Below are 13,181 nucleotides of genomic sequence, written 5' to 3'. Positions count from 1 at the left end.
GCGCCAAAACAATGAAGATGACAAGCGATTGCACAAAGAAACAATACACCATAATTAATAAAGAAACAACATGCGGACGAATAAAAAAACGATGTTACTAGCCCTATTAACCCTCATGGCATGGGTAAACGGCATGGCGCAAGAGCAGCTTTCAACCCCCGCGCAAGTACTCTCGCCCGTGATAAACGCCGACGGCAGCGTCACTTTCAACCTCTTTGCCCCACAAGCAAAGGCCGTTAGCGTTAGCGGCGATTTCCTGCCCAAGCAGGACACGCAAGGAACGAAGACAGAAAACCAAATTACTAAGCACGCACCATTGCAGAAGAACGAGCAAGGCGTATGGACTTACACCACGCCGCCCCTTGCTCCCGAACTATACGCCTACGCCTTCGACGTAGATGGACTGCGAATAACCGACCCGGCCAACGTATACACCAGTCGCGACATTGCCACACTGAGCAGTATCTTCATCATATCCAACAAGCAAAGCGACAAAGGCCACATGTACAGCGTTAACGAAGTGCCGCACGGCAACTTATTCAAAGTTTGGTATCGCAGCGATGCTTTGGGAATGAACCGCCGCATGACCATCTACACGCCAGCAGGCTACGAACAGGGCAAGGCTTACCCCGTGCTATACCTGCTACACGGTGCAGGCGGCGACGAAAACGCATGGAGCGAGCTAGGGCGAGCCGCACAAATAATGGACAACCTTATCGCCACAGGCAAGGCCAAACCCATGATTGTGGTGATGCCCAACGGCAACCCCAACTGTCAGGCGGCTCCCGGTGAGTGGTCGTTTGGCATGTATAGACCTTCGTTCATGGGCGAAACAGGGCCTAAAACCGCCTCGGCAATGAGCATGGAAGAGAGTTTTATGGACATCGTAAAATACGTTGACAGCCACTATAAAACCATCAAAAACCGCAACGGGCGTGCCGTTTGCGGACTTTCAATGGGTGGTGGCCACACCTTTGGCATAAGCAGGCTATACCCCACCACCTTCCACTACTACGGACTTTTCTCTGCCGCCATCTATACAGGCAGACACATCAACCCCTTGGGTGCTCCGCTGTACGCCAAAATGTGTACCGACAAGGCTTTTCAGGCACAGATGCAACGGCTGTTTGCAAGCAAGCCCAAACTTTTTTGGATTGCCATTGGCAACACCGACTTCCTTTATCAGATGAATGTAGACCTTCGCCACTTCCTCGACGACAACCATTATCCATACCAATATGTGGAAACCGATGGCGGACATATATGGCGCAATTGGCGAATTTACCTTACAATGTTTGCGCAAAAGGTGTTTAAATAGTGTGAGGTTGCGGTATGTAGGAGCCACAAACGGCCTTATCCCCCTACCCTCCTTGCTTTAAACACAGCTAAGAGCCACACGAGGAACAACGATTAAACCTTAGCGGGGAGCGTTTAGAACACGCCCAAAGAAAGGCATTACATCGTTAAAAACAGCCCCCAAACAAGTTGCTGACCTACAAAAAAATCGTCATATACACAGGCAACAACAGCGTTTTCTCATCACGTTTCAAATCTTTTGTGTAGATAAGATACCGCTTGTCTACCACATGAGAGAACTTCTCACAAAACACATCGAGCGAAACGTGGCTGTTATAACCCGAGGACTTCACTTCTATGGGATGCAATTTCGTTCCTCGCGAAAGTAGGAAATCAACCTCATAGTTGTGCGTGGCATCTTTTGCCCATGTGTAATAAAACAGCTTATTGCCCGAAGTAGCAAGCATTTGGGCAACAACATTTTCATAAACAAAACCAAGATTAGTGCTAAGTTTGTCGTTCAACAACTTCTGATAAATAACATTTTCGGTGTTACTTTTATCCCAAAAGGCAAGCGTAACAAACAAGCCCGTGTCTGCACAGAACACCTTGAACCGCGAAAGGTTTTTTGTTAACGACATGCCCACATTGGGTTCGTTCGAGTGATACGAAATAAGCACAGTCTTACTGTCTTCCAAATTTCTCATTAAATCCGTCAGTTTGTCTCCATCCACCTTACCAAGCACAGAATACGGCTTATATCTACCATTGGCTTTGCTTAGCTGAGCGGGTATCTCCATAAACAGCGTTTCCAAGCGTCCTGTTGGGTCTAACTTCTGAAAATCGGCCTGATAAATATTGATAATGCCACGTTTCACACGGTCTACCAAAGCAAAATTATTCGTTTCAAGATAGGTTTCTACGGCTTGGGGCATACCGCCAATGAGCATATAAAGCCTAAAATCGCGTATCTTATCACGATGGGCCTTATCCAAAGGCAGCCTTTTTTCGTAAAAAGTACGTAGCAATGACACAGTAACCTCATCGCCCAAAGCCCATCGAAACTCCTCATAATCCATAGGATAAAGCGTAACACGCTCTTCTTCGCTGGGCAAAGTGATGTCTTTTGTGCTCTTCTTTACGCTGATAAGCGAACCTGTTTCAATATAATCGTAACGGCCGTCTTTAACCAAATATTTAATGGCTTGGCGAGCAAGGGGGCAGTTTTGCACCTCGTCGAAGACGATAACCGACCGCCTTTCTTTTAATACAACATTGTAGATGGCTTGGAGTTGCAAGAAGAGAAAATCCTTATCCATAATATTACTGAACAAAGACTTCACCTCATCAGACGCCTCGTTAAAGTCGATAAGTATGTACGACTCGTACTCGTTCTTAGCAAACTGTTCAACAAGCGTTGATTTCCCCACTCGCCGAGCGCCCTCTATCAAAATGGCCGACTTGCCATTCTGAACACGTTTCCATTCTAGAAGTCGTTCATACAACTTGCGTTTGAAAATTCGTTTCATTGCCCACCACCTGTATTTTACTTCACAAATTTAGCCTATATTTTTGATTTACCAAAATGTTTTAGTCCAAAAAGTGTAAAAACACCAAATTGTTTTAGGGTAAAAAGTGTAAAAACACCAAATTGTTTTAAGATAAAAAGTGGGAAAACACCAAAATGTTTGGGACAAGATATAAGCAAAAGGTGGCGTTATGGGGCGTAATGGCGGGGTTGAAAGCGGCTTACACAAACATCAGGCGATGGTTATCAGAGTTTTGGAGAGAACTACTTGAGCTGCAAGTAAACATAGGCAACCGCACATAAACAGCGGCTAGCATTTCAATTAGTAAGAAGAAGACAGCGAACTAGGGCAAATCCCACGTTGCCTGTGGTGGCGGCAGTACAATGGGCTGCTAGAAGAGGACAGCGAACAAGGGCAAACCCCACGGCGCGCAGCCCAGCAGTATCTTCTGAAATTGTTAGCAGAGGATAACGAACGAGGGCAAATCTCACGAGGACAAAAGCCTAGAAACAAAGTAGGTTTCGCACCCTTTCGCCTTTCAATTCTTTTCGTCCACTCTCGCATTCAACCTCCCATCAACAAAATCTCCTTCCACGTTCTTTACAAAACACACCCTTATCCCCACCCCATTCTAGCGAGAAAAAGGCATCAAAAGCAAGGTTTTAGGGGTATTTTTCAGCTTTACGCGCGCTCGTTTTTGTCCTTTTTGAGTGATTTCCCTGCATTTTGCACCATTTTGCCTTTCTAGAAGGTGGCCAACTCGTAATTTTTTCGGTCCCAAAAATCTGCATTTAAGTACTAAAAACCCACATTTTAATGGGTATTTTGCCCTTTTCAGCCATGTGTTTCATGGATCTAAAAGGTTATGTTTATACCATTGCGGTGTATTTTTATGCTTTTTGTTTCGCATTTAGCTGCACTTTGCACTGCATTTAGCACCATTTTACCTTGCGTTTAGCACCATTTTACCTTGCATTTAGCACCAAAACGCACTGCATTTTGCGGCATATTGCACTGCGTTTTGCGGCAAAACGCAGTGTATTTTGCTGCAAATAGCCCCAAAACTGGGGCAAATGGCTGTTCCATTAAATAAAAATTCATTTTGCCTGCATCTACAACAACGCCCTTTTAGCACCGAAACAAACCCTCGCGAGAATCAATTTTTTGCGGCAAGGCGAGCGATTGGTGGATAAAAAGGGCACTCATAATGTTAAAAATCGCGCCGAAAACTTTACACACGGTAAGACATAATCGCTATTGCCCTATGTTTTTCCAAACTTTTATTCCAGGTTCTAAGAACTGCGCTGCCTTTATTGTATGGCTAGTTTGTAGCCGAGCTGTTATGGCTTAGTTCTTGAAGGAGCATCACGCACGATGCCATTGAAAGAGCAATGGCAAGATGCCGAACAAAAATAAACAAGCCAGTGAAGAGCGATACAAGGAACAGCGATTGAACCTTAGTGGGGATTTTCTAGCCCCTGCCTTATCTAAACCTTCTCGTTTTTTCGCATAACAGCTCCCAATAATTTAACCCCTGCACAGCCCTCTCTAACCCTGATACAACATCAGAAAACAGCCTTATTTTATAATCTATATCAATAAATAAGGCCATAAAAAGTGTTTTTTAGAGTATTTATTGTACGTTTTTGAACAAATCATTACTTTTGCATAGCATTTCAGAGATGAAGGTTGTATCATTAAACTAGCGGGGGCGATGGGTGGTTGTTTGATTGCTTGTTCGCATTCCTTCCATTTTACACTCGCACTACAACAATTAGACAATCAATCTCTTTGAAAACACCCCGTCTATCCCCCTGGGCCGATGGCTGAACGCATGCGTTCAACGTTGACTTTTGGGGGATAGTCATGTAGATAGGTTGCGAACATTTAGCTGGCAAGTGGGCTAGGGTTTCTAGGTATTCTAGTTATACTAGGCTTTCTAGTTATTCTAGGTTTTCTAGTTATTCTAGATTTCCTAGTTATTCTAGGTTTCCTAGGCATCCTAGTTATTTAGCTACATTAGGCCTGCTCGCTCATCGGTGGGGCGCAGCCATCTTTTCACCTTTTCACCTTTTCACCCTTTCACCTTTAAAGGCGCAGCCATCTTTTCACCTTTTCACCCTTTCACCTTTTCACCTTTAAACGTTTCTTTCTCTTACAAAAATGTTTCATGAACGATTTTTGCAAGCATTTGAACGATTATTGCATGCCTTTTACACGCGGTTGCACTAAATTTGCCACCGCAGAAGATGGGGAGAAAGCGCAATGGAATTGACATAAATCAATTATTCTTCAGAGCCGCATCAGACGATGAACAGACGCGCTGACCCACACCTATAAGCAACAATCCTACATTTACAAAACCTAATTACGCAACAAGAAATGAAGCAGCTACGAACTCTTCTTATCATCGCGATGGCTATTTTCGTATGCGCCCTTGCCCACGCGCAAGGCGTAAACGTTAGTGGAAAGGTTACTTCGGCCACCGACGGCGAACCCATCACGGGCGCATCCGTTGTGGAGAAAGGAACCACACGCGGAACTGTCACCGACATCGACGGCAATTTTAAACTCGAAGTGAACAGCGGGGCAACGCTGGTTATATCTTACTTGGGGTTTAAAACCATTGAAGTGAAGGCCACGACAAGCATGAACATCGCATTGGAAGAAAACGCCAAGAGCCTGAACGAAGTGGTGGTGACAGGTTATACCACCCAACGCAAGGCCGACCTAACGGGTGCCGTGTCGGTGGTTAACGTCGACGACCTGGCCAAACAAAACGAAAACAACCCCATCAAAGCCTTGCAAGGACGTGTGCCGGGCATGAACATCACCGCAGATGGTGCTCCTTCGGGACAAGCCACGGTGCGTATTCGCGGTGTGGGTACGCTTAACGACAACGACCCGCTATATATTATAGATGGTGTTCCCACAAAGGCGGGTATGCACGAGCTGAACGGAAACGACATAGAAAGCATACAGGTGCTTAAAGATGCGGCATCGGCCAGCATCTACGGAAGTCGTGCCGCCAACGGCGTTATCATCATCACCACCAAGCGAGGCAAGAGCGGGCGCATACGTGTAGACCTAGACGCCTCCATCTCGGCCGCCACTTACGTACACAAGCTTGATGTGCTTAATGCCAAGGAGTATGGCCAGGTGATGTGGCAAGCCTACGTTAACGATGGCATGGACCCCAACACCAATGGTTTGGGCTATCATTTCAATTGGGGATACGATGCGCAAGGCCTGCCCACATTGCAGGGAATGAGCATGAAGAAATACCTTGATGCAGCAGGAAAAACACCAGCGGCAGACACCGACTGGTTTAACGAAACCACGCGCACGGGTTTTGTGCAGCAATATAACGTGGCAGTGAGCAACGGTTCAGAGAAAGGCAGTTCGTATTTCTCTTTGGGATATTACAACAATCAGGGCATTATCAAGCAAAGCGACTTCAACCGTTTCTCGGCCCGAATGAACACCGAATATAAGCTTATCGGCAAATTACTCACCGTTGGCGAGCATTTCACGCTAAACCGTACATCAGAAGTGCAGGCTCCTGGCGGTTTCCTCTCCAACGTTTTGCAGTTCAATCCCTCGCTACCTGTGCGTACAACAGATGGTAATTGGGGCGGACCTGTGGGCGGTTATCCCGACCGTTACAACCCCGTGGCCGTGTTAGAGCGCAACAAAGACAACCGCTACACCTACTGGCGCATGTTCGGCGATGCTTACATCAACCTAAACCCCTTCAAAAACTTCAACCTGCGTTCCACTTTCGGCTTGGATTACAGTCAAAAGATGCAACGTTTCTTCACCTATCCCGTTACCGAAGGCAACGTGGCTAAGAACACCAACGCCGTTGAACCCAAGCAAGAGCATTGGACAAAATGGATGTGGAACGCCGTGGCTACCTACAACGTGGAGAGCGGAAAGCACCGCGCCGATGCCATGGCGGGTATGGAGCTTAATCGCCAAGACGACGTTTACTTCTCGGCTTATAAGGAAGGGTTCCTCATTCTCTCGCCCGATTACATGTGGCCAAGCGCAGGCGTGGGCACAGCACAAAGTCGTGGCGGCGGTTCGGGTTACTCGCTGGTGTCGTTCTTTGGCAAACTCAACTATAATTACGACGACCGCTATATGGCATCGCTCACCCTTCGCCACGACGGTTCATCGCGTTTCGGCAAGAACAACCGCTACGCCACCTTCCCCGCACTATCGCTTGGTTGGCGTATCAACCGCGAACGCTTTCTCAATCGTGCCTCGTGGATAGACGACCTCAAGCTGCGTGCCTCGTGGGGACAAACGGGTAACCAAGAAATATCCAACATCGCACGCTACACCGTGTATGTTAGCAACTACGGCGTGAACGAAAACGGCGGTCAAAGCTATGACACATCCTACGACATTGCAGGCACCAACGGCGGTCGCACACTCGATTCGGGCTTTAAGCGCGACCAAATAGGCAACGACAACATTAAATGGGAAACCACCACGCAAACCAACCTGGGTGCCGACTTCTCGTTCTTCAACGCCACACTCTATGGAAGTGTAGACTGGTACTATAAAAAGACGCGCGACATACTTGTGCAAATGGCCGGCATTGCCGCCATGGGCGAAGGCAGCACGCAATGGATTAACGCCGGCGAGATGGAAAACCGCGGCGTGGAACTGAACTTAGGCTATCGCAACACCACCGCTTTTGGCCTTAAATACGACCTGGCCGCCAACCTATCTACCTATCGCAACAAGATAACCAAATTGCCCGAAACCGTGGCAGCCAACGGAACGTTCGGCGGAAACGGCGTAAAGAGCGTCATTGGGCATCCCATGGGCGCGCAAGTGGGCTATGTGGCCGACGGCATTTTTAAGAGTCAGGCCGAAGTAGACAACCATGCGCAACAGCAAGGAGCGGCCCCTGGCCGAATTAGATACCGCGACTTGGACGGCGACAACAAGATAACCGAGGCCGACCAAACGTGGATTTACTCGCCCGTGCCCAAATTTAGCTATGGCCTTAACGTCTACTTAGAGTACAAAGGCCTAGACCTCACCATGTTTTGGCAAGGCGTTCAGGGTGTAGACATCATCTCAGACTTGAAGAAAGAAACCGACCTTTGGGCCGGTCTTAACATCGGTTTCTTGAACAAAGGCCGTCGTTTGCTGGGCGCATGGAGCGCATCCAACCCCTCAAGCGACATCCCTGCCCTGTCGTTATCCGACAATGCCAACGAGAAACGCGTGTCGAGCTACTGGGTTGAGAATGGTTCGTACCTCAAACTACGCACCATACAGCTAGGTTATAACCTGCCCCAGGCCGTTGTTAAGAAACTCATGATGGAACGCCTGCGCCTTTATGTAAGCGCGCAAAACCTGCTCACCATCAAGAGCAGCAGCTTTACGGGCGTTGATCCGGAGAACCCCAACTTTGGTTATCCCATCCCCTTGAACCTTACTTTCGGCCTAAACGTCACTTTCTAAACGTTCAATCACAATGAAAAAAGCAACCATCATATTAGCCCTTTGCGCCATGCTGGCATCTAGCTGCAACGACTTTTTGGGCGAACAGAAACCACAGGGCACGCTAAACAACGACCAAGTGAAAGATGCCCGCTACGTGGACAAGCTGGTTATATCGGCCTATGCCATCTGGATTTCGGCCGAAGACATCAACTCTTCGTTCTCGATGTGGAACTTCGACGTACGTTCCGACGATGCCTATAAGGGTGGAAACGGCACGAGCGACGGCGATGTGTTCCACCAACTGGAAGTGTCGCAAGGCATACTTACCACCAATTGGAACATCAGCGACATGTGGCAACGGCTGTACAACGGCATATCGCGCGTAAATACCGCCATCGAGCTGCTGCAACAAACCGATGCAGCCAACTATCCACTGAAAGAACAGCGCCTGGCTGAAATGAAATTTCTACGTGCCTACGGTCATTTCTTGCTCAAAAGGCTATACAAATTCATCCCCTTTGTAGTAGATCCAAGTCTGACGAGCGAACAATACAACAACCTTTCGAACCGCCAATACAGCAACGACGAGGGTTGGGCACTCATTGCCAAAGACCTTGAAGAGGCCTATAACGTGCTGCCCGCACGCCAAACAGAAGTGGGTAGGCCCTCGAAAGCCGCTGCTGCCGCTTTCTTGGCCAAGGTTTACCTGTACAAGGCCTATCGTCAAGACAACGAAAACAGCAACGAAGTGACCTCTATCTCTGCCGAAGACCTGCAAAAGGTGTTGCAATACACCGCACCCGACATCTATGCCGCAGGCGGATTTGCATTGGAAAGCGATTTCCACAACAACTTCAGACCCGAACCGCAGTACGAAAACGGACCCGAAAGCATTTGGGCCATGCAGTATTCGATGAACGACGGAACAACATACGGCAACCTCAATTGGAGCTACGGACTGATTGTGCCCAACATTCCTGGCGTTACCGACGGCGGCTGCGACTTCTATAAGCCTAGTCAAAACCTCGTGAACGCCTATCGTACAGACAACGCGGGTCTGCCCCGAATAGACGACTTTAACAAGGCCGACTACGACAAGAGCCGCGATTATGCCGACCCACGCCTGTTCCTCACCGTGGGCATGCCTGGCTTGCCCTACGAGTTTAACCGCGATTTCATGATGGACCGCTCTGCAACATGGAGCCGTTCGAACGGGCTTTATGGCTATTACGTAACCTTAAAGCAAAACGTCGACCCCAAAAGCGGATACCTCATTAAAGGTTCGTGGTGGGGAACGCCCATGAATCGCATCGTGTTCCGCTACGCCGATGTGCTGCTCGAACGTGCTGAGGCCTTGGCCCAACTAGGCGGGAACCACCTGCAAGAGGCACTGGCACTGGTTAATCAACTACGTAGAAGAGCCAAACAAAGCACCGCCGCCATAGCCAACTACGAGTCGCAATATGGCGTTAGGCTCAATGTTGGCCAATACACAGGCAGCTACAACCAAGCCCAAACACTCAAAATCGTGAAAATGGAACGCCGTTTGGAAATGGGAATGGAGAGCGAAAGGTTCTTCGACCTCGTGCGTTGGGGCGAGGCAGCCAGTGTCATTAATAAGTATTACGCCGAAGAAGCCAACGATTGCGCCATATATAACGGTGCCCACTTCACCGCCAACAAAAACGAATACCTGCCCATACCCCATGCACAGGTGGCCGCATCTAAAGGTAATTACAAACAAAACATAGGAGATTGGTAACGATGAAAACCCTGATAACCCAAATCGTGATGGCCTTTGCCACGCTCGTTGCCATCACGGCGTGCAGCGAAAGCAACGTTAGCGACCTGCAACTGGGTGGCGACTGTAACGTGCAAGCCCTTGCATTAGACAAATACGAAGGCACAACCCACCTGCCTACACGCAGCATAACCGTGCGTGTTCCACAAAGTTATGATGTCAGCAACATGGAACTTACCACCCTGCAACTTAGCGCAGGCGCAACGGCCAACATCAAACAGGGCGACCATCTGGACTTTACCACGCCCCGAACGATGCGTGTGCGTAACGCAGACGTGTACGAAGACTGGACCATCAGCGTGCGCCGCGACGAGGCAAAGATAACTAGTTTCAAGATAAACGACCTGTATACGGGCATCATAGACGAAGGGGCAAGAACCATTTCGGTTTATGTTCCCGAGGCACTCAACCTCTCTTCGCTCGTTCCCACATTCACTTTGAGCGACAACGCCACAGCCTCTATCGCTAGCGGAGTGGCCACTAGCTTTGCCAAACCTGTGCAAATAACCGTTACCAACAACACCGCTACCACCACCTACACCGTAACCGTTACGAAGATAGGCAAGCCCGAAGTGGTGTTCGTGGGCTTAGCACAGAGCATGGACCAACTAAACATCGAAGAGCTAACGGCTTGTCGCTGGATGTTGGCCAACGTGCCCAACTCGCTTTACGCCTCGTTCGCCGACATTAAGAACGGAAACATAGACCTAAGTGCCTGCAAGGTGATATGGTGGCACTACCATAAGGACGGCGGAGTGGATGGAAAAGAGGCCTTCGAGAAGGCTGCACCAGCCGCAGTAGAGGCATCGGTGGCCCTTCGCGACTACTACAACGCAGGCGGTTCGTTCCTCTTTACGCGCTATGCCACCAACATGCCGGCCTTCATCGGGGCGATGAAGAACGATGCTGTGCCCAATAACTGCTGGGGACAGAAAGAAACTGAGGCCGAAACGGTAGGCTCGCCGTGGAGCTTCTCTATGCGCGGACACACCGATAACGCGCTTTATCGCAACCTCGTGATGAAGAGCGACGCCCCCAACGACGTGTTTACCTGCGACGCAGGCTATCGCATCACCAACTCGACAGCCCAATGGCACATCGGCGCAGACTGGGGTGGATATGCCGATTACGACACTTGGCGCAACAAAACCGGTGCGCGCGACCTTGGATATGGTGGCGATGGCGCCATCGTGGCATGGGAAATTCCCGCCAACGGCACCAAGGGCGGCATCGTCTGCATTGGTTCGGGCTGCTACGACTGGTACAGCATCGACCCCGTAACGCCACATTATCACCAGAACGTAGCCACTTTAACGCGCAACGCCATCAACCTTCTTAAACGATAAACCCAGCAACAATGAACAAAACAGCATATATCATCGCTTCGTTTGCCTTGCTAGCCACACCGCTAGCAAGCTGCGAAAGCGACGCGCCAATAGTTGAAGAGCGCGACTGGCAGGGAACAACAACCTTCTTCCAATCTGTAGACGACAAGAAACAAGACACCTATTACAAGCCATTTGCAGGTTTCGTGGGCGACCCCATGCCCTTCTTCGACCCCGTGGAAAAGGATTTTAAGGTGCTTTATCTGCAAGATTATCGTCCCAACCCTGCCGCAACCTATCACCCCATTTGGGCAGTCAGCACCAAAGATGCAGCTCACTACACTTCGTTAGGCGAACTGATACCCTGCGGAGGAGCTGCCGAACAAGATGCGGCATTGGGCACAGGCTCTACCATCTACGACGAAACGCAGCGCACTTACTACACCTTCTACACCGGCAACAAGCATCAGCCACGCCAAGGCGACAATGCACAGGTGGTGATGGTGGCCACTTCTGCCGACTTTAAGACATGGACCAAGAACCAAACGTTCGCCATTCGCGGCAACGACTATGGTTATAGCGCCAACGATTTCCGCGACCCTTACGTCTATAAGGCCGAAGATGGCAGCGGTTATCGCATGCTCGTGGCCACCTATAAGGATGGAAAAGGCGTGTTGGCAGAGTTTTCTTCGGCCGACTTAAAGGCGTGGAAACACGTCGGAGTGTTTATGACGATGATGTGGGATCGCTTTTACGAGTGTCCCGACCTCTTCAAGATGGGCGATTGGTGGTACTTGGTTTACAGCGAAAAACATGCTGCCGTGCGCCGCGTGCAATACTTCAAGGGGCGCACCCTCGACGAATTGAAGGCTGCTACGGCCAACGATGCAGGCAAATGGCCCGACGACCACGAGGGATTTCTCGACAGTCGCGGTTTCTATGCAGGCAAAACGGCTAGCGACGGCACTAACCGCTACATTTGGGGATGGTGTCCTACGCGTCCCGGAAACAACAATACGGATGTTGGGGCTTATCCCCACGAGCCCGAATGGGCAGGCAATCTAGTGGTGCATCGCCTGATACAGCATGCCGACGGCACGCTAACACTTGGCGAAGTGCCTGCCATTAGCACGCAGTTTGGCCAAAACGCCGCCCCCAAACTGATGGCACAAAGCGCGCAAGGCGTAACGCAAAACGACGACAACATGAAGCTACAAGGCGAGGCATGGGCGCTTTTCCACCGATTGGGACAGGTAAACCGCATCAGCTTCACCGTGAAAACGGCCGCCAACACCGATAAGTTCGGCATCTCGTTTGTTCGTGGAACCGACTCGGAAAAGTGGTACACCCTAGTGGTTAACCCCGAAGGAGCCGACAAACGCAAGGTGAACTTCGAGGAAGAAGGACCGAAGGGTAAGGGCTTTGTTGAAGGAATAGACGGCTATGTGTTTGCTCGACCCGCCGACAACACCTATAACGTAACCATATACACCGACAACAGCGTGCTGGTGATGTACGTCAACGACGTGTGTTGCTACACCAACCGCATCTACAACATGGCCAAAAACTGTTGGAGCATCAACAGCTATGGCGGCGAAGTTAATGTTAGCAACCTCAGTGTAGGTACAACTAAATAACCAGCTTATCACTCAACGGGTTGTCTTTGGCCAAGTGTCGCAGGCAACCCGTTGTTCGCACACAGCGCATTGCCCCGTTAATAAACATTAATCCGCCCATATCCGATGCGCAAAAACTTGGCAT

Annotated in this window: 6 protein-coding genes; 5 read left to right on the top strand and 1 reads right to left on the bottom strand. The window is 49.5% G+C overall.

All coding sequences use genetic code 11. The features are described from left to right. Positions 1–70: 70 nt before the first annotated feature. The gene (locus HMPREF0670_RS08370; RefSeq protein WP_316928772.1) at positions 71–1,318 is read left to right on the top strand and encodes an esterase; all 1,248 of its coding nucleotides are present in this window, start codon (positions 71–73) and stop codon (positions 1,316–1,318) included. A 175-nt stretch (positions 1,319–1,493) separates the two neighbouring features. Here HMPREF0670_RS08370 and HMPREF0670_RS08365 read toward each other — a convergent pair whose 3' ends face one another. Beyond that, complete coding sequence (locus HMPREF0670_RS08365) at positions 1,494–2,825, bottom strand: ATP-binding protein (RefSeq protein WP_009230730.1); 1,332 nt, start codon at positions 2,823–2,825, stop codon at positions 1,494–1,496. Between the two features lie 2,382 nt (positions 2,826–5,207). Between HMPREF0670_RS08365 and HMPREF0670_RS08360 the strand changes: the two genes are divergently transcribed. From HMPREF0670_RS08360 to HMPREF0670_RS08345, 4 genes are read left to right on the top strand one after another with little or no spacing between them, the layout of a single operon-like run. Next, on the top strand, positions 5,208–8,312 hold the full coding sequence (locus HMPREF0670_RS08360; protein ID WP_009230728.1) for a SusC/RagA family TonB-linked outer membrane protein: 3,105 nt from the start codon (positions 5,208–5,210) through the stop codon (positions 8,310–8,312). A 13-nt stretch (positions 8,313–8,325) separates the two neighbouring features. Further along, the gene (locus tag HMPREF0670_RS08355) at positions 8,326–10,056 is read left to right on the top strand and encodes a RagB/SusD family nutrient uptake outer membrane protein (protein ID WP_009230727.1); all 1,731 of its coding nucleotides are present in this window, start codon (positions 8,326–8,328) and stop codon (positions 10,054–10,056) included. 2 nt (positions 10,057–10,058) lie between these two features. Further along, positions 10,059–11,441, top strand: coding sequence for a DUF4960 domain-containing protein (locus tag HMPREF0670_RS08350; protein ID WP_044077983.1), 1,383 nt, complete (start codon positions 10,059–10,061; stop codon positions 11,439–11,441). A gap of 11 nt (positions 11,442–11,452) precedes the next feature. Continuing rightward, complete coding sequence (locus HMPREF0670_RS08345; RefSeq protein WP_009230725.1) at positions 11,453–13,057, top strand: glycoside hydrolase family 32 protein; 1,605 nt, start codon at positions 11,453–11,455, stop codon at positions 13,055–13,057. Positions 13,058–13,181: the final 124 nt, after the last annotated feature.

This window comes from Prevotella sp. oral taxon 317 str. F0108 (assembly GCF_000162415.1).
GTDB lineage: Bacteria > Bacteroidota > Bacteroidia > Bacteroidales > Bacteroidaceae > Prevotella > Prevotella conceptionensis.
This window is presented reverse-complemented; position numbering and strand designations above follow the sequence as displayed.